General features: G+C 72.5%; 14 protein-coding genes. 9 read left to right on the forward strand and 5 right to left on the reverse strand.

The window, feature by feature from the left end; genetic code table 11:
- Positions 1-49 precede the first annotated feature (49 nt).
- Together ACQY0Z_RS25630 and map are read right to left on the reverse strand one after the other, a co-directional pair.
- On the reverse strand, positions 50-2,692 hold the full coding sequence (locus tag ACQY0Z_RS25630; protein ID WP_439812872.1) for an AAA family ATPase: 2,643 nt from the start codon (positions 2,690-2,692) through the stop codon (positions 50-52).
- A 154-nt stretch (positions 2,693-2,846) separates the two neighbouring features.
- Entirely contained in the window at positions 2,847-3,617 is a 771-nt protein-coding gene (gene map / locus ACQY0Z_RS25635) for a type I methionyl aminopeptidase (RefSeq protein WP_381731579.1), read from the reverse strand.
- Between the two features lie 33 nt (positions 3,618-3,650).
- Here map and ACQY0Z_RS25640 point away from each other — a divergent pair, with 33 nt between their 5' ends.
- From ACQY0Z_RS25640 to ACQY0Z_RS25680, 9 genes are all read left to right on the forward strand, one after another.
- Positions 3,651-3,938, forward strand: coding sequence for a helix-turn-helix domain-containing protein (locus tag ACQY0Z_RS25640; RefSeq protein WP_189902741.1), 288 nt, complete (start codon positions 3,651-3,653; stop codon positions 3,936-3,938).
- Positions 3,939-4,156: 218 nt separating this feature from the next.
- Positions 4,157-6,142 carry a hypothetical protein gene (locus ACQY0Z_RS25645; RefSeq protein ID WP_439812873.1) on the forward strand — a complete coding sequence of 662 codons (1,986 nt, stop codon included), beginning with the start codon at positions 4,157-4,159 and terminating at the stop codon, positions 6,140-6,142.
- A gap of 172 nt (positions 6,143-6,314) precedes the next feature.
- Entirely contained in the window at positions 6,315-7,157 is an 843-nt protein-coding gene (locus ACQY0Z_RS25650) for a nitrilase-related carbon-nitrogen hydrolase (RefSeq protein WP_161107242.1), read from the forward strand.
- Positions 7,154-8,440, forward strand: coding sequence for an aspartate aminotransferase family protein (locus ACQY0Z_RS25655; RefSeq protein ID WP_439812874.1), 1,287 nt, complete (start codon positions 7,154-7,156; stop codon positions 8,438-8,440). Before ACQY0Z_RS25650 ends, ACQY0Z_RS25655 begins: the two co-directional genes overlap by 4 nt.
- A 27-nt stretch (positions 8,441-8,467) precedes the next feature.
- Positions 8,468-10,027, forward strand: coding sequence for a PucR family transcriptional regulator (locus ACQY0Z_RS25660; protein WP_254588001.1), 1,560 nt, complete (start codon positions 8,468-8,470; stop codon positions 10,025-10,027).
- A 155-nt stretch (positions 10,028-10,182) separates the two neighbouring features.
- Complete coding sequence (locus tag ACQY0Z_RS25665) at positions 10,183-11,025, forward strand: nitrilase-related carbon-nitrogen hydrolase (protein WP_026243361.1); 843 nt, start codon at positions 10,183-10,185, stop codon at positions 11,023-11,025.
- A gap of 97 nt (positions 11,026-11,122) precedes the next feature.
- Positions 11,123-12,526, forward strand: a complete 1,404-nt coding sequence (gene hydA, locus ACQY0Z_RS25670) for a dihydropyrimidinase (protein WP_439812875.1) — start codon at positions 11,123-11,125, stop codon at positions 12,524-12,526.
- A gap of 11 nt (positions 12,527-12,537) precedes the next feature.
- A complete protein-coding gene (locus ACQY0Z_RS25675; RefSeq protein WP_189902752.1) occupies positions 12,538-13,539 on the forward strand; it encodes a TIGR03842 family LLM class F420-dependent oxidoreductase in 1,002 nt (333 codons plus the stop codon).
- A gap of 27 nt (positions 13,540-13,566) precedes the next feature.
- Positions 13,567-15,087 carry an NCS1 family nucleobase:cation symporter-1 gene (locus tag ACQY0Z_RS25680; protein WP_254587999.1) on the forward strand — a complete coding sequence of 507 codons (1,521 nt, stop codon included), beginning with the start codon at positions 13,567-13,569 and terminating at the stop codon, positions 15,085-15,087.
- A gap of 37 nt (positions 15,088-15,124) precedes the next feature.
- Here the strand turns inward: ACQY0Z_RS25680 and ACQY0Z_RS25685 are convergent, their stop codons facing one another.
- From ACQY0Z_RS25685 to ACQY0Z_RS25695, 3 genes are all read right to left on the reverse strand, one after another.
- Entirely contained in the window at positions 15,125-15,985 is an 861-nt protein-coding gene (locus ACQY0Z_RS25685; protein ID WP_254587998.1) for a CAP domain-containing protein, read from the reverse strand.
- Between the two features lie 397 nt (positions 15,986-16,382).
- A complete protein-coding gene (locus ACQY0Z_RS25690; protein WP_439812876.1) occupies positions 16,383-17,051 on the reverse strand; it encodes a hypothetical protein in 669 nt (222 codons plus the stop codon).
- Between the two features lie 179 nt (positions 17,052-17,230).
- Entirely contained in the window at positions 17,231-18,295 is a 1,065-nt protein-coding gene (locus tag ACQY0Z_RS25695; RefSeq protein WP_439812877.1) for a lipoate--protein ligase family protein, read from the reverse strand.
- Between the last annotated feature and the right edge of the window lie 53 nt (positions 18,296-18,348).

Raw genomic sequence — 18,348 nt, forward strand, 5'->3', positions numbered from 1 at the left:
TCGGCCCGGCTCCCCGCGAGGGGAACCGGGCCGACGGGCTGTACGGACGTCACTGCTCGGGCGTCGGACCCTCCGGGGCCGGACTCTCCGGCGTCGGATTCTCCGGGGCCGCATTCTCCGGGGCCGGGCTCTGCGGGGCCGGACCCCCAGGAGCCGGAGATTCAGGCGCCTGCGTCTCCCGCGCCTCCTGCGTGCGGAAGACCAGCCGCCCGTCCTCCACGTCCACCGTCACCCGGCCGCCCTCCTTCACGCGGCCGTCCAGCAGCAGCCGGGACAGCTGGTTGTCGACCTCCCGCTGAATGGTGCGGCGCAACGGCCGTGCGCCGTACTCCGGTTCGTAGCCACGCTCGGCGAGCCAGTCCACGGCCGCGTCGGTGAAGTCGGCCGTGATGTTCTGCCCCTTCAGGCGGCGGCGCGTGCTCTCCAGCAGCAGGTCGGTGATCTGCCGCAGCTCCTCGGCGGTGAGCTGGCGGAACACCACGATCTCGTCGATCCGGTTGAGGAACTCGGGCCGGAAGTGCTCCCGCAGCGGCCGCAGGATCTGCTCCCGCCGCGCCTCCTCGTCGGCCTCCGCGCCGCCCGTCGCGAATCCCAGGGTCGCGCCGCGCCGCGTGATGGCCTCGGAACCGAGGTTGCTCGTCATCACGATCACGCTGTTGGTGAAGTCCACCGTGCGGCCCTGCGAGTCGGTCAGCCGGCCGTCGTCCAGCACCTGCAGCAGGATGTTGAAGACGTCCGGGTGGGCCTTCTCCACCTCGTCGAGCAGCAACAGCGAGTACGGGTGCCGGCGCACCACCTCGGTGAGCTGGCCGGCCTCCTCGTGGCCCACGTAGCCGGGCGGGGCGCCCACCAGACGGCTCACCGTGTGCCGCTCCTGGTACTCGCTCATGTCGAGGCGCACCATCCGCTCCTCGCTGCCGAACAGCGCCTCCGCGAGCGCCCGCGCCAGCTCCGTCTTGCCGACGCCCGTCGGGCCGAGGAACAGGAAGCTGCCGATCGGCCGGTCCGGGCTGGACAGCCCGGCGCGGGAGCGGAGAACGGCGTCGGAGACGACCCGTACGGCCTCCTCCTGGCCCACCACCCGCTGGTGCAGGTGCTGCTCCAGGCCCAGCAGGCGGTCCTTCTCCTCCTCGGTGAGCCGGCTGACCGGGATGCCCGTCTGCCGGGCCACCACCTCGGCGATCGCCTCGGCGTCCACCCACAGGCTCTGGCCCTCGTCGACCTCGTCCTCGCCGCCGGCCTGCGCGATGCGCCCCTTCAGCTCCTGGATGCGGTCGCGCAGCTGCATCGCCTGCTCGTACTGCTCGTCCGCGACCGCCTGGTCCTTGTCGCAGGTCAGCTGCTCGACCTCACGCTCCATCGCGCGCACGTCGGTGCCCTTGGTGCGCGCCCGCAGCCGCACGCGGGCTCCCGCCTGGTCGATCAGGTCGATCGCCTTGTCCGGCAGCCTGCGGTCGCTGAGATAGCGGTCGGACAGCTCCACGGCCGCGACCAGCGCCTCGTCGGTGTAGCGGACCTGGTGGTGCGCCTCGTAGCGGTCGCGCAGACCGCGCAGGATCTCGATCGCGTCCGCGGGCGTGGGCTCCGGCACCATGATCGGCTGGAAGCGGCGGGCCAGCGCCGCGTCCTTCTCGATCCGCCGGTACTCCTCCAGGGTCGTCGCGCCGACGATGTTCAGCTCGCCGCGCGCCAGGGCCGGCTTGAGGATGTTGCCCGCGTCCATCGAGCCGCCCTCGCCGCCGCCTCCCGCCCCGACGACGGTGTGCAGCTCGTCGATGAACACGATCAGCTCGTCGGAGTGGGCGCGGATCTCGTCGACGAGGTTGTTCATCCGCTCCTCGAAGTCGCCCCGGTACCGGGTGCCCGCCACGACGCCGGTCAGATCGAGGGCGACCACACGGCGGCCGAGCAGGATGTCGGGCACGTCCCCCTCGGCGATGCGCTGCGCCAGCCCTTCCACCACGGCGGTCTTGCCGACGCCGGCGTCGCCGATCAGCACAGGGTTGTTCTTGCCGCGCCGGGACAGCACCTCGACGGTCTGCTCGATCTCCGTGTCCCGGCCGATCACCGGGTCGATCCGGCCCTCGCGGGCCAGCGCGGTCAGGTCACGGCCGTACTTGTCCAAGGTGGGGGTGTTGGACGACGGCCGGGGGCGCTCCTGGCGCTGCTGCTGGGCCTCCGGCGCCTCGGGCGGGCCGGACGGGGCGAAACGGGCCGCGTTCAGGATGTGCCCGGCCGCCGAGTCGGGATTGGCGGCGAGGGCGCTGAGCACGTGCTCCGGGCCGATGTATCCGGCGCCGCTCGCCCGGGCCATCTCGTGCGCGTCCAGCAGCGCCCGTTTCACCGCGGGCGTCAGGGACAGCGAGGTCGGGGGCGGGGCCTCGCCGGGCGGGTGCTGCACGGGTCCCGACCGGTCGTCGATCTGGGACGCCAGCGAGTCCGGATCCGCGCCCGCGCGGCTGAGCAGACTCCGGGTCGGCTCGGCGGAGAGCGCGGCACGCAGCAGGTGCTGGGTGTCCAGGTCACGGCTGCCGTGCTCGGCCGCGTACTGGGCGGCGCCGCGCACGAGTTCACGGGCGGGCTGGCTGAGAAGCCTGCCGATGTCGATCTGGCGGGGGCGCTGTCCGCCGAAGAAGCGGGCGAGGAATTCTGCGAACGGGTCACCCTCCGGGCCGACGAAACCACTCGTCATCGTCATCCGTTCCTTCGCTGGGTCGACGTGCCGGTGCCGGGTAACCCGGTCGGGGCGCGCTCATGCCCACGATGACACGATCGGTACGGGCGGGCATGTCCAGGTTCGCGGCACCTGGGCGCGCCCGCCCCCGCCGGACGCCCGCCCGCCCGTCTCAGTCCCGCGCCGTCAGGACGCGAGGCCCCGCCTCCGTGATCGCGACCGTGTGTTCCGTGTGGGCCGCGCGGGAGCCGTCCGTCGTGCGGAGGGTCCAGCCGTCGGCGTCGGTGCGGTACGCGTCGCCGCCGCCGGCGATCAGCATCGGCTCGATCGCCAGGACCATGCCGTGCCGCAGCGGCATCCCACGCCCGGGACGGCCCTCGTTCGGCACCGGCGGGTCCTCGTGCATACGGCGGCCGATGCCGTGGCCGCCGTAGTCCTCCATGATCCCGTAGCCCGCCCCGCGGCACACCGTGCCGATGGCGTGCGCGATGTCGCCCATACGGTTGCCGACGACGGCCGCCTCGATGCCCGCCGCGAGCGCGCGCTCGGCCGCCCCGATCAGCCGCGTGTCCGCCGGGCGCGCCCTGCCCACGACGAAGCTGATCGCCGAGTCGCCCGCCCAGCCGCCGAGTTGGGCGCCGCAGTCGATGGACACGAGGTCCCCGTCGCGCAGCCGGTACCTGGACGGGATGCCGTGCACGATCGCGTCGTTCACCGACGCGCAGATCACGGCCGGGAACGGGGTCGGCGCGAAGGCGGGCCGGTACCCGAGGAACGGTGACGTCGCGCCGGCCGCGTTCAGCACCTCCCTCGCCACCTCGTCCAGCTCCAGCAGGGAAACGCCCACGTCGGCGGCCTTCCGTACGGCCGTGAGCGCCTGGGCCACGACCTGGCCCGTCTCGTACATGGCATCGATCGATGCGTCGGTCTTCAGCTCCACCATGCCAATTACTATACCGGTATTAGAATGGGCGCCATGGTGCGCACCCCCTTGACCCCCGAAGAGCGCGAACGCGGCGAGCGGCTCGGCAGGCTGCTGCGCGAGGCGCGCGGAGCCCGCAGCATGGCCGACGTCGCCGCGAGCGCCGGCATCTCCGCGGAGACCCTCCGCAAGATCGAGACGGGGCGGGCTCCGACCCCCGCGTTCTTCACCGTGGCCGCGCTGTCCACAGCGCTCGGACTGTCCATGGACGAGCTGATCGGACGCTGCGCGCCCCCGGCCCCGGACGTGCCGGACACCCCGGACGCGTCGATCGCCGCCTGACGCGAGGGCGCCGCGCTCGTACCGCCCTCCCGCACCGCGCCGGAAAACTCTCCGTAGCCTCGCCGTAACACGCCGGGTGTTATCTACGGAGTCGAGTACTCCGGGACTGGCGGGAGTTGGCTATGGCTGCGGAGCAACTCCCGGACGGCATCCGGGAGTTCACGGACCACCTAAGGGATCTGCTGGCGCGTCTGGACCGGTACGCGGGCTGGTGCCTGGTGTTCTGGCAGCGCGACCCCGACGGCATGCGGGCGTGCCTCGAAGGGCGGGAACCGCCGCCGTGGGACGTGGTGGAGTCGCTGCTCCAGGATCTCGCCGCCGCCCACGGCGTCGCGGCCGCCGAGGCGGAGCTGCCGCGCTCCCGTTCCCTGCACGCCGGGGCGACCGCCGCGTTCGACGCGCGCCCCGGCGCGCGGCAGGCGCTGAGCGACCGCCTCGACGTGATGCTCCGCGAGCAGCGGTACGCGGCGGACCGCCGGGCCGACCTGACCCGCCGGCTCGCCGCCGCGGCCAGCCGCGAGGAGGCGGAGTCCCTCGGCAACGACCTCGCCTGGGCCGAGGACGATCACCGCCGCGCGACGGCCCGCTGCGCGGAGCTGACGGCCCGGACGGCCGCCCTCGACGAACGCACGCATGGGGCGGGCCACGCCCACGCCCAGGGCCGCTGGACGGCCCGCCCGGATGTCCCCGGGGCGCACGCGGCCCCCGAGAGGCGGGGCGACGGCCCGTCTCCGGCCCACCGCCACGCGGGCACCGGCCCGCACCCGGCCCCGGACGGCCGAGGCGCCGCCCAGTCACCGGACGCGCCCCAGCCAGGCCCCGCCCGCCAGGGCCACGTACCGTCGCCGACGCCGGACGACCGAGGTGCTGCCCAGACACCGGGTGTGCCGCAGGCGGGGCCCGCCCTCCAGGGCCGCGTCCCGGTCTCGGTACCGGAGCACCGGCAGGGTGACGGCGGCCGGACTCCGGCTTCGGACGGCCGAGGTGTCGTTCGGGCGCCGGGTGTGCCGCAGGCGGGGCCCGCCCGCCAGGGCCTCGGCCCGGCACCGGACCACTGGCCCGCGGGTGGCGGCCCGCACCCGGTCCGGGACGGCCGTGGCCCCGCCCAGGCACCGGGCGCGCTCCAGGCGGGTCCGGGCCTGGCCTCGGCACCAGATGTCCCTGGCCCCCGCTGGCCTGACTCGGCGCCAGATGGTGCCGGTCTGCACCGCCCGGCCTCGGCGTCAGCCGTCCCCGGTCCCCACCGTCCGGCCCCGGGCCAGAACGAAGCCGCGCACCTCCACGGCCGGTCCCCGGAGCCCAGCTACCGGCACCCCGTGTCCGAGACCCCGGACGCGACCGGCCGAACCCCCCTCACCGACACCCAGCCGCTTCCGCCCCACACCCACCTCCAACCCCCCGACCCGATCCCCTCAGAGCTCCGCGCAGCGCAACAGCACGTCCCCCCGCCCGCACCCGCCGAAGGCACCCGCCCCGCCCCTCCCCGCAAGCGGCGCCGCGGGGGCGCCAGGTTCGCCGGGGTGGAGGACGACGGGGCCGTGCCCGTCGTCGCGCCTCCCGTCGCCGTGCCGGAGTTGCCCGTCGCCTCCGCCGTCGCCCGCGGCGCGCGGTTCGCCGGGGCCGCCGTGGAGGCGGGGACCGACGGGCCGCCGCCCGAGGAGCGGATCGGCGCCGAGGACCGTGACGAGGTCGGGCACCTCGTGCGGACCCTCACCCGCCTGCGCCGCGAGGGCCGCAGCGGTGACGCGCACGTGCTGCTGAACGAGGCCGCCTACTGGCCCGCCGTACGGTTACCGCTGCTCGCGGCCGAGATGGAACGCGCCGGGCTCGGCGCCGACTGGGCGACCCTGCTGTGGGAGACGGCGGCGACGCTGCCCGCCGAGCGGCTCGTCGCCGCCGCCGACGCGCTCACCGCGGGCGGCCGCGCGGAGGACGGCGAGCAGATCCTGCGGCAGGGCGTCGTCCGCCCCGCCGACGAGATCGGGCACGCCGCCCTCACCCTCGCCGACGGCACCCGCCACCGCGAGCTGCGCGCCCTGCTCGACGCGTGCGTACGGACGCGCACCCCGCAGGACGCCGCCCGCACGGCCGCACCGGACCCGGGACGCCTGGTGCCCCTGCTCCTGACGGCCGCAAAGGCTGTCTCGGAGGAGCGGCACTGGGACGTCCTGCACGCTCTGCGCGTCGCGGGACTGGCCGCCTGAGCGGGGGCCGGCGGCCGGTCCCGCTCACCCACAGGGGTGTCAATCACGATCGACTCCACGGGCCGCACGACGATGGTCTTGGCAAGGCCGTCCGAGAGGCTTACGTTCGTCCCTCTACGGCCGTCTCTACGGGCGTAGAGGCGCTGACGTCGCGTCGAAGGAGCAGCAGCTCATGCCCAACGTCGTAACCGCCGCCCTGGTCCAGGCCACCTGGACCGGCGACACCGAGTCCATGCTGGCGAAACACGAGGAGCACGCCCGCGAGGCGGCCCGGCGGGGCGCGAAGGTCATCGGGTTCCAGGAGGTGTTCAACGCCCCCTACTTCTGCCAGGTCCAGGACGCCGAGCACTACCGCTGGGCCGAGGCCGTCCCCGACGGGCCGACCGTGCGCCGGATGCGGGACCTGGCCCGCGAGACCGGCATGGTCGTCGTCGCCCCCGTCTTCGAGGTCGAGCAGCCCGGCCACTACTACAACACCGCCGCCGTGATCGACGCCGACGGCACCTACCTCGGCAAGTACCGCAAGCACCACATCCCGCAGGTCAAGGGGTTCTGGGAAAAGTTCTACTTCCGCCCGGGCAACCTCGGCTGGCCCGTCTTCGACACCGCCGTCGGCAGGGTCGGCGTCTACATCTGCTACGACCGCCACTTCCCGGAGGGCTGGCGGCAACTCGGACTCAACGGGGCCCAGTTGGTGTACAACCCGTCGGCCACGCACCGAGGCCTCTCGGCGTACCTGTGGCGGCTGGAGCAGCCCGCGGCGGCCGTCGCCAACGAGTACTTCGTCGCCGCCATCAACCGTGTCGGCGTCGAGGAGTACGGCGACAACGACTTCTACGGCACGAGCTACTTCGTCGACCCGCGCGGGCAGTTCGTCGGCGACGTCGCCGGCGACACCAAGGAGGAACTGGTGGTCCGGGACCTCGACTTCGACCTCATCGACGAGGTGCGGCAGCAGTGGGCGTTCTACCGCGACCGCCGCCCCGACGCCTACGAAGGGCTGGTGCGCCCGTGACCGACGACCTGCTGAGCCGCCACCGCGCCGTCCTCCCCGACTGGCTCGCCCTCTACTACGACGAGCCGCTGGAGATCACCCACGGCGAGGGCCGCCACGTCTGGGACGCGCAGGGCAACCGCTACCTGGACTTCTTCGGCGGCATCCTCACCACCATGACCGCCCACGCCCTGCCCGAGGTCACCAAGGCGGTGACCGAGCAGGCCGGGCGGATCATCCACTCCTCCACCCTCTACCTCAACCGGCCGATGGTGGACCTCGCCGAACGGATCGCCAAGCTCAGCGGCATCCCCGACGCCCGGGTCTTCTTCACCACCTCCGGCACCGAGGCCAACGACACCGCCCTGCTGCTCGCCACCACCTACCGGCGCAGCAACACGATCCTGGCGATGCGCAACAGCTACCACGGCCGCTCCTTCAGCGCCGTCGGCGTCACCGGCAACCGCGGCTGGTCCCCGACGTCGCTGTCCCCGCTGCAGACGCTGTACGTGCACGGCGGGGTCCGCAGCCGGGGCCCGTTCGCCCACCTCGACGACTACGACTTCGTCGCCGCCTGCGTCGACGACCTCAAGGACATCCTCGGCCACACCCGCCCGCCCGCCGCGCTGATCGCCGAGCCGATCCAGGGCGTCGGCGGCTTCACCTCCCCGCCCGACGGCCTCTACGCCGCGTTCCGCGAGGTGCTGCTCGAGCGGGGCGTGCTCTGGATCTCCGACGAGGTGCAGACCGGCTGGGGCCGCACCGGCGAGCACTTCTGGGGCTGGCAGGCGCACGCCCGCGGCGGCCCGCCCGACATGCTGACCTTCGCCAAGGGCATCGGCAACGGCATGTCCATCGGCGGCGTCGTCGCCCGCGCCGAGATCATGAACAGCCTGGACGCCAACAGCATCTCCACGTTCGGCGGCACCCAGATCACCATGGCGGCGGGCCTCGCCAACCTCAACTACCTGCTGGAGCACGACCTCCAGGGCAACGCGCGCCGCGTCGGCGGCCTGCTCATCGAGCGGCTGCGGGCCGCCGCCGCCCACGTCCCCGCCGTACGGGAGGTGCGCGGACGCGGCCTGATGATCGGCATCGAGCTCACCAAGCCCGGCACCGACGAGGCCGACCCGGCCGCCGCGTCCGCCGTCCTGGAGGCGGCCCGCGCCGGCGGCCTGCTCATCGGCAAGGGCGGCGGCCACGACACCAGCGCCCTGCGCATCGCCCCGCCGCTGTCCCTGAACGTCGCGGAGGCCGAGGAGGGCGCCGCGATCCTCGAGGACGCCCTGAGGAGCATCCAGTAGCCCCACACCCACCGTAAGGACGCCGCCATGACCACCTGGGAGCCACCGGTACCGGCCCTCTCGGTCCGGCAGGTCCTCGCCCTGGAGCGGGTCCTCGCCGGGGAGCCCGAGGTGGTGGCCGGCGCCGGCCGGCTGGACCGGCCGGTGCGCTGGGTGCACGTCGCCGAGGCCGCCGACGTCGGCGTGATGCTCAGCGGCGGGGAGATGGTGCTCACCACCGGGGTGCTGCTCGCCGGCGACGAGCACAAGCAGACCGAGTACGTCCGCTCCCTGCACCGCGCCGAGGCGTCCGCCGTGGTCCTCGGCCTCGGCCGGGCGTTCCCGTCCCCGCCGGAGGCGATGCGGCGGGCGGCGGAGCGCTGCCAGCTCCCCCTTGTGGTGCTCCACCGCCCGTTCCCCTTCGCCCAGTTGACCGAAGAGGTGCAGTCCCGGCTGGTGCGCCGCAAGTTCGCCGCCGTCAGCCTCTCCGAGGCGGTCCGCACCGAACTCACCGCGCTGATCACCGGGGGCGCCCCGCTGCAGCGGCTGCTCGACGAGATCGCCCGGCACTGCGGCTGCCCCGTCGTCGTCACCAACCTCGCCCACCGTGTCCTCGGCACGGCGGGGGAGCGGTCCGCCGTCGACGACGTGCTGCGCGACTGGGATCGCATCGCCCGGCAGGCCGGCCGCAGCGAGGGCGACGGCTGGATCCGCGCCGAACTGGGCGGGCGGGGCGAATCCTGGGGCCGGCTGGTGCTGTGCGGTTACCGGGGCGACACCGAGACCGGGCGCCTCCTCGCCGACCGGGCCGCCGAGGCGCTCGTGCTGCACCGCATGCTCGGCGGAGCCGGCTGCTCCTGGGAGGAGCAGTCCGCGCTCAGCCTCCTCACCGACCTGGTCGGCGGCGCCGTACCGGCCCGCCATCTGCTGCCCCGCGCCCGTGCCGCCGGACTCCCCGTCAACCGGCGCACGTTCGTGCCGCTCGTGGTGCGCGGACGCCGGGCCGCCCCGCTGGACCGGACCCTGCGGCTGCTGGGCCTGCCCGGCATCGCGGGCGAACTGTCCGCCACCGCGACCGCCGTGCTGCTCAGCCTCGCCCGCGACCAGGACGCCGAGGCGCTCACCGCGCACTTCGCGGCCCGGCTGCGCGCCGAACCGGCCGACGAACACGTCGTGGTGGCGGCCGCCGCCGCCCGCACCTCCTTCGACGACGTGCCCGCCGGGCTGCGTGAGGCCCGGCACGTCGCCGACGCCGTCGCCGACGACGCGGCCGCCCTCGACCTGCCCCCCGTGGTGCGGCTACGGGACGTCCATCTGCGCGGCCTCGTACGGTTGTTGCGCGACGACCCGCAGGTGCAGTCGTTCGCCGAACGGGAACTGTCCGGACTCCTCTGTGATCCCGGCGAGGACCTGCTCCCCGTGCTGCGCACCTATTTGGCGACCGGACGCAACAAGTCCCGCACCGCGCAGCTGCAGCACGTGTCCCGGCCGGCGCTGTACCGCCGGCTGGAGGCGATACAGGCGCGCCTCGGGGTGGACCTGGACGACTTCGAACAGGCCGCCTCGCTGCACATCGCACTCCTCGCGCACGACGCGCAACAACGCTGAAACGAGCGACCACCTGCGGCAACGGCGGTGACACATGGGATCGTCGGCGGATGACACGGTGACACGCCGCACCCCGGCAGACGTGACACGGTGCCACTCAAAGCGCGCTCGTCCGCTTCCTAGGCTCACTGCACACCGAGCGACCGGAGGTCCCGATGAGCCGAGTGATCCGAGCCGCCGTCTTCCAGACCGCCTGGACGGGCGACAAGGAATCGATGATCCAGGTCCACGAGCAGGCCGCGCGCGACGCGGCCGCGCAGGGCGCTCAAGTGCTGTGCTTCCAGGAGCTGTTCTACGGACCGTACTTCTGCCAGGTCCAGGACCCCGCCTTCTACGAGTACGCCGAACGCATCCCCGACGGCCCCGTGGTCGAGCGTTTCCAGCGCCTCGCCCGGGAACTGAACCTCGTCCTGGTGCTGCCGATGTACGAGGAGGAGCAGCCCGGCGTCCTCTACAACACGGCCGCCGTGATCGACGCCGACGGCACCTACCTGGGCAAGTACCGCAAGACCCACATCCCGCAGGTCAAGGGGTTCTGGGAGAAGTTCTACTTCCGTCCCGGCAACAGCGGCTGGCCCGTCTTCGACACCAAGGCCGGCCGGATCGGCGTCTACATCTGCTACGACCGCCACTTCCCCGAGGGCTGGCGCGCGCTCGGACTGGCGGGCGCGGAGCTGGTGTTCAACCCGTCGGCCACCTCACGCGGCCTGTCCGGCTACCTCTGGCAGCTGGAGCAGCCGGCGGCGGCCGTCGCCAACGAGTACTTCGTCGGCGCGATCAACCGGGTGGGCGTCGAGGAGTACGGCGACAACGACTTCTACGGCACGAGCTACTTCGTCGACCCGGAGGCCCGCTTCGTCGGCGAAGTCGCCGGCGACAAGGAGACGGAACTGGTCGTCCGCGACCTGGACCTGGCGAAACTCCGAGAGGTCCGGGACCGCTGGCAGTTCTACCGCGACCGCAACCCGTCCGCCTACGGCCCCCTGACAACGCCCTGAAGGGGCGCGGGGCTGCAGCTGATATGCGGCTGGCGCCGCGCGGGCGCGACAAGCCACAGACAACCCGCACGTACCCACCTGGAGGAGCGACCCCGACATGAGCACCCGCACACTCATCCGCGGCGGCCTGGTCATCACCGCCTCCGACGAAACCCACGCGGACGTCCTCATGGAGGACGGCCGCATCGCCGCGCTCGCCGCTTCCGGCACCCCCGCCGCCGAGGCCCTCTCCGCCGAGCGGACCGTCGACGCCACCGGGAAGTACGTCATCCCGGGCGGCGTTGACGCGCACACCCACATGGAGCTGCCGTTCGGCGGCACCTTCGCCTCCGACACCTTCGAGACGGGCACGCGGGCCGCCGCCTGGGGCGGCACCACCACGATCGTCGACTTCGCCGTGCAGAGCGTCGGGCACACCCTGCGCGAGGGCCTGGACGCCTGGCACGCGAAGGCGGAGGGCAACTGCGCGATCGACTACGCGTTCCACATGATCGTCTCGGACGTGAGCGAGGAGACGCTGAAGGAGATGGACCTCCTGGTCGAAGAAGGGGTGACGTCCTTCAAGCAGTTCATGGCCTACCCCGGCGTCTTCTACTCAGACGACGGACAGATCCTCCGCGCCATGCAACGCTCCGCCGACAACGGCGGCCTGATCATGATGCACGCCGAGAACGGCATCGCCATCGACGTCCTCGTCGAGCAGGCCCTCGCCCGCGGCGAGACCGACCCCCGCCACCACGGCGAGGTCCGCAAGGCCCTCCTGGAGGCGGAGGCCACCCACCGCGCCATCCGGCTCGCCCAGGTCGCCGGCGCCCCGCTCTACGTCGTGCACGTCTCCGCCACCGAGGCGGTCGCCGAACTCGCCAGGGCCCGCGACGACGGACTGCCCGTCTTCGGCGAGACCTGCCCCCAGTACCTGTTCCTGTCCACCGACAACCTCGCCGAGCCCGACTTCGAGGGCGCCAAGTACGTGTGCAGCACGCCCCTGCGCCCCAAGGAGCACCAGGCGGCACTGTGGCGGGGCCTGCGGACCAACGACCTCCAGGTGGTCTCCACCGACCACTGCCCCTTCTGCTTCAGCGGGCAGAAGGAGCTCGGCCGCGGTGACTTCTCCAAGATCCCCAACGGGCTGCCTGGCGTGGAGAACCGTATGGACCTCCTGCACCAGGCCGTCGTCGACGGGCGCATCAGCCGCCGCCGCTGGATCGAGATCGCCTGCGCCACGCCCGCGCGGATGTTCGGCCTGTACCCGAAGAAGGGCACCATCGCGCCGGGCGCCGACGCCGACGTCGTGATCTACGACCCGCACGCCGAGCAGGTCATGTCCGCCGACACCCACCACATGAACGTCGACTACTCGGCCTATGAGGGCAAGCGGGTCACCGGCCGCGTCGAGACCGTGTTCTCGCGCGGGGTCCCGGTCGTCACCGACCGGGAGTACACCGGGCACGCCGGACACGGCGTCTACACCCCGCGTTCCACCTGTCAGTACCTCAACTAGGAGCGCAGCGCATGGACTTCGGCCTCGTCCTGCAGACCGACCCGCCGGCGTCGCGGGTGATCAGCCTGATGAAGCGCGCCGAGCGCAACGGGTTCACCCACGGGTGGACCTTCGACTCGGCCGTGCTGTGGCAGGAACCCTTCGTCATCTACAGCCAGATCCTCGCCAACACCACGACTCTCAAGATCGGCCCGATGGTCACCAACCCGGGCACCCGCACCTGGGAGGTGACCGCCTCCACCTTCGCCACCCTCAACGACATGTTCGGCAACCGCACCGTGTGCGGCATCGGCCGCGGCGACTCCGCGATGCGCGTCGCCGGACGCAAGCCGAACACCCTCGCCCGGCTCGGCGAGGCGATCGAGGTGATCCGCGACCTCGCCGAGGGACGCGAGGCCGAGGTCGACGGGCAGCGGCTGCGCCTGCCGTGGGTCCGCGACGGCAAGCTCCCGGTGTGGATGGCCGCGTACGGGCCCAAGGCGCTCGCGCTCACCGGGCAGAAGGCGGACGGGTTCATCCTCCAGCTCGCCGACCCGTTCCTCACCGAGTGGATGGTGAAGGCGGTGCGGAACGCCGCCGCCGAGGCGGGCCGCGACCCCGACGCGGTCACCGTCTGCGTCGCCGCCCCGGCGTACGTCGGCGACGACCTGGCGCACGCCCGCGAGCAGTGCCGCTGGTTCGGCGGGATGGTCGGCAACCACGTCGCCGACCTCGTGTCCCGCTACGGCGAGCACTCCGGCATGGTCCCGGAGGCGCTCACCGACTACATCAAGAACCGCGAGGGCTACGACTACAGCCACCACGGACGCGCCGGCAACCCGTCCACCGACTTCGTCCCCGACGAGATCGTGGACCGCTTCTGCCTGCTCGGCCCGCCCGAGGCGCACATCGAGAAGCTCCGCGCACTGCGCGACCTCGGCGTCGACCAGTTCGCGGTGTACGACATGCACGACGCGCAGGAAACGACGATCGACGCGTACGGCGCGGAGATCATCCCGGCACTCGGAGACTGAACCGGCACCACCGCGAAAGGCACGCCCATGACCGCGACCGTCCCGCCCGCGCCCCCGGAGAACCCGATACCCGACCCGGCGGGACGCGTCGAGCTTCCGCCGGGCGCCGTCCTCACCGACGCCCGCTTCGTCAACGACGACCTGCTGCCGGTCCCGCTGGCCCGACGCCGCTGGACCACGTACAACTTCACCGCCCTGTGGGTGGGGATGGCACACAACATCCCCTCCTGGCTGCTCGCGTCCGGACTGGTCGCGCTCGGCATGGACTGGAAGCAGGCCGTCTTCACCATCGCGCTGGCCAACGTCATCGTGCTGGCGCCGATGCTGCTGACCGGTCACGCGGGACCCAAGTACGGCATCCCGTTCCCGGTGCTGGCCCGCGCCTCCTTCGGGCTGCGCGGCGCCAACCTGCCCGCCATGATCCGGGCCGCGGTCGCCTGCGCCTGGTTCGGCATCCAGACCTGGATCGGCGGGCAGGGCATCTTCGTACTGCTCGGCAAGCTGTTCGGCGGCTGGGCCGAGGCGTCCGAGGTGGGCGGCCAGCCGTGGACCCTGTGGGTGTGCTTCGTGCTCTTCTGGGCGCTCGAACTGGCCATCATCTACCGGGGGATGGAGGCGCTGCGCCGGTTCGAGAACTGGGCGGCGCCGTTCGTCATCGTCGGCGCGCTGGTGCTGCTGGTGTGGGTCGCGAACAAGGCCGGCGGTCTCGGCCCGCTGCTCGACCAGCCGTCGCGGCTGGGCTGGGGCGCCGACTTCTGGCCGGTGTTCTTCCCGTCCCTGATGGGCATGATCGCCTTCTGGTCGACGCTCAGCCTCAACATCCCCGACTTCACCCGCTTCGGCGCGGGACAGCGCGCCCAGGTGTGGGGGCAGACGCTCGGACTGCCCACCACCATGACCCTGTTCGCGCTGCTGTCGGTGTTCGTCACCTCCGGCTCGCAGGCCGTCTACGGGGCGGCGGTCTGGGACCCGGTGGAGCTGGCCGCCAAGACCGACAACGTCTTCGGGCTGCTCTTCGCGCTGATCACCGTGCTCGTCGCCACCATCTCCGTGAACATCGCGGCGAACGTGGTGTCACCGGCGTACGACCTGGCCAACCTGGCGCCGAAGTTCATCACCTTCCGTACGGGGGCGCTGATCACCGGGGTGGTCGGCGTGGTCATCATGCCGTGGAAGCTGACCGAGACGCCGGAGCTGTACATCTTCACCTGGCTCGGGCTGGTCGGCGGGCTGCTCGGCACGGTCGCCGGCATCCTCATCGCCGACTACTGGGTCGTGCGCCGCACCCGGCTGGACCTCACCGACCTGTACACCCCGGGCGGTCGCTACTGGTACACGTCCGGCTGGAACGTGCACGCCGTCGTCGCCTTCGTGATGGGCGGGGTGCTCGCGGTGGGCGGCTCCCACTCGGCGCCCGGCAAGGGGCCCTTCCCCGAGGACGGCCTCATCCCGTTCCTGAAGCCCCTCGCGGACTACGGCTGGGCGGTCGGCCTCGCGGCCTCCCTCGTCGTGTACGTGGCGCTGATGGCGGGGCGGCGGCGGGTGTGAGCACCCGCCGCCGCGTCCCGGCGGTACGCCGACGGCCTCAGCGGGCGGTGCCGAAGTCCTGCGTCCAGTAGGTGCCGGACAGGCCGACGCCGATCTCCTTGAACGAGCAGTTGAGGATGTTGGCCTTGTGGCCGGGGCTGGTCATCCAGCCCTGCATCACCTGCTCCGGGGTGGAGTAGCCGTAGGCGACGTTCTCGCCGTAGGTGCTCCAGGCGTACCCGGCGCGGGTGATGCGTTCACCGGGGTCGGAGCCGTCGGAGCCGGTGTGGGACATGGTGCCGGTGGACGCCATGTCCTCGCTGTGCCGCTGGGCGGCCGTGTTCAGCGTGGAGTTGGCCGTCACCGGGGCGCAGCCGGCCTCGGCGCGCTCCTGGTTGACCAGCTCCACGACCCGGGCGACGGCGCCGGACGCCGTGGCGGTGGGCTTGGGCGCGGCGGTGGTCGGCTTCGGGGCCTCGGTGGTGGGCTTCGGCGCGGTGGTGGTGGGCGCGGGAGCGGCTGTCGAGGGCTTCGGGGACGCCGTGGCCGGCTTCGGGGCCGCCGTGGTGGTGGAGGGGGCCGCGGAGGCCGGCTTCGTGGCCTTCTTCTTCGGCTTGTGCGAGGGCTTGCCGCCGTGCTGCTCACGCGCGTCCTGGGAAGGGCTCGCGGAGGCGCTGGGGGAGCCGGAGGCCACCGGCGACGGGTCGCCGGCGTGCTGGCTGCTCCAGCGGCTGTACCAGCCGGGACCGTCCCAGCGGTCCTCGCCGACGGACGGCACCGAGGTGGCGCGGTCCTCCCGCTGTCCGCCGTCCGGCCAGTCGGTACAGGCCATGGCGACGGAGGGTATGCCGATGACGCCGACGGCGATCGCGGTGACGACCGTCCGCCGGTACTTCTTCTGCTGGCGATGGATTCCCATACGTGACCTCACCCCTGGGTGTGCGGAGGCTGGTCATTCTTGGGACGGCCCGGCGCGGGGCGCAAAGGCCTCACGTACTACTCGGCTTCGTAGACCGTGGAGGGCCTTGCGACGGGCGGGAGACCATGCCGACCGGCCCTCGGGAAGGTGCGGGGAGCGTCTGACGTCACGTCAGAAAGCGCCCTGCGGCGACGAAGCACGGGCCTCCCGATCACGACCGGCCCGCCACCCGTGCGGGCCGGTTCCGCTTTCCCGTCAAGACGGACAAGTCCCCCATGTCGCCGCGGCCCCGTCTACTAAGCGACACGGTCAGATCGGGAACGGGCTGTGACAGATGTCACGGAACCATCGGTTCCGGATGTGGCTCCGGGGCTGCCCCGCGCCCGAGCCCCGCGCCTCAGCCCTGTGTCTTCTGCAGGGCGGCCACCGCTTCCTTGGCGGCCTTGATCGCGCCCTTGTTGATCTCCTCCGTGTCCGGAGCGCCCTTCGACTCGAAGTCGCTGCCGTTGTACGTGACGATCACCAGCGCGTTGGCGGCCCGCGCCACCACGACACCCTCACGCGTGTCCTGCTTGTCCTCGGTGGTGAGGTTCACGACCGAGTACGCCGCGTTCCCGACGCCCGGGACGGCGCCCCCGCCGCTCTTCTCCGCCAGGCGCCCGCTGTACGACTTCTCCGCGGCCTCGTCGGAGTCCAGGATCTCGAACGACACGTCGAGCCAGCGGTAGTCGTAACCCTTGAGGGCGTTCCACGAGCAGGTGCGACGCAGGTCGGAGTCCGTGGACGGTATCTCCTTGCCGGCCGCCTTCGCGCCCGGCACAAGGGACTTGACGGTCTTCGCCGACAGCGCGTCGCACGGCTCGGGCGCCGCGGCGTACGTCTTCACCGCCTGCGTCTCGGACGGGGCGGTGGGCGACTGCTGCGAGGCGGTCTTCCCGGTCGGCTTGTCCTCGGAGGCCTCGGGCGTGGCCAGCGGGCCGGAGGACAGCGCCCATCCGGCCGCGGCGAGGACGACCACCGGCGACAGACGGGCGGTCAGGGCGATCGGCAGAGGAAAGGAACGCACGGCGCACTTCTCGTGGGGGACGGTGCGGAGGGGGTCCGCACTGCGGACGGGACGCCAGTGTCACACGCTTCGTCAAGGTGCGGAAGGGCTCAACTCGCTCCGTAGGCACGCGGTGACCGCGAGGTTCCGCATCGGCGGCCGCTTGCCGCAGTTCCTCTGCGAATAGGGGGATTTGAGCGTCAGGGCACCCGCGCGACCCATTCCGGTGCGGTGAACTTCGTCCGCGCCAGTTCCTGAGCGCGCGCCAGCTCCTCGTCCGTCACCTTGCCCTGCGTCAGCCCGTACCGGGTGCGGAAGGATTCGATCATCCGCTCGATGACCGCCTCGCGCGGCAGCCCCGTCTGCCGGCGCAGCGGATCCACCCGCTTCTTCGCGCTCTTGGTGCCCTTGTCCGAGAGCTTCTCCTTGCCGATGCGCAGCACCTCGAGCATCTTGTCCGCGTCGATGTCGTACGACATCGTCACGTGGTGCAGCACCGCGCCGGGCGCGCCGTCCGGGCCCACGATCCGCTTCTGCGCCGCGCCCGCGATCTTGCCTTGGTCGGTGGCGATGTCGTTCAGCGGCTGGTACCAGGCCCGGATGCCCATGTCGCCGAGCGCGCCCAGCACCCAGTCGTCCAGGTAGGCGTAGCTGTCCTGGAAGGACAGGCCCTGCACCAGCGCCTGCGGCACCGACAGCGAGTAGGTGATGGTGTTGCCCGGCTCCACGAACATCGCGCCCCCACCGGAGATCCGGCGCACCACCTCGACGCCGTGCCGGCGGGCGCCCTCGGCGTCCACCTCGTTGCGCAGCGACTGGAAACTGCCGATGATCACGGCGGGGGAGGCCCACTCCCACACCCGCAGCGTCGGCGGGCGCCGCCCGGCGGCCACCTCGTGGGTCAGCACCTCGTCCAGCGCCATGTGCAGCGCGGGCGGCTGCGGGCCCTCGTGGACGAGCTGCCAGTCGTAGTCGGTCCAGTCGGTGGCGTGCGCCAGCGCCCGGCGCACCGCGATCCCCACGCCCTCCGCGGTGAGCCCGTACAGCACGGTCCCCTCGGGCAGGGCGGCCTCGATCCGCGCGGCCAGACCGGTGGCGTCGGTGTCGGCCGGGGCGCCCTCCAGGGCGCCGTTCACGGCGTCCAGCGCCTCGTCCGGTTCGAGGAAGAAGTCGCCCGCCACGCGCGCGTGCCGCAGCACCCCGTCCACCACGTCCACGTCCACCACGACGAGCTTGCCGCCGGGGACCTTGTACTCACCGTGCACGACTCCGCCTTTCCTTCGCCGTCAGCGCCAACGCCGCCGGGACCGGCGATGTT

It is taken from the genome of Streptomyces sp. P9-2 (genome assembly GCF_051903975.1).
Lineage (GTDB): Bacteria > Actinomycetota > Actinomycetes > Streptomycetales > Streptomycetaceae > Streptomyces > Streptomyces cellulosae.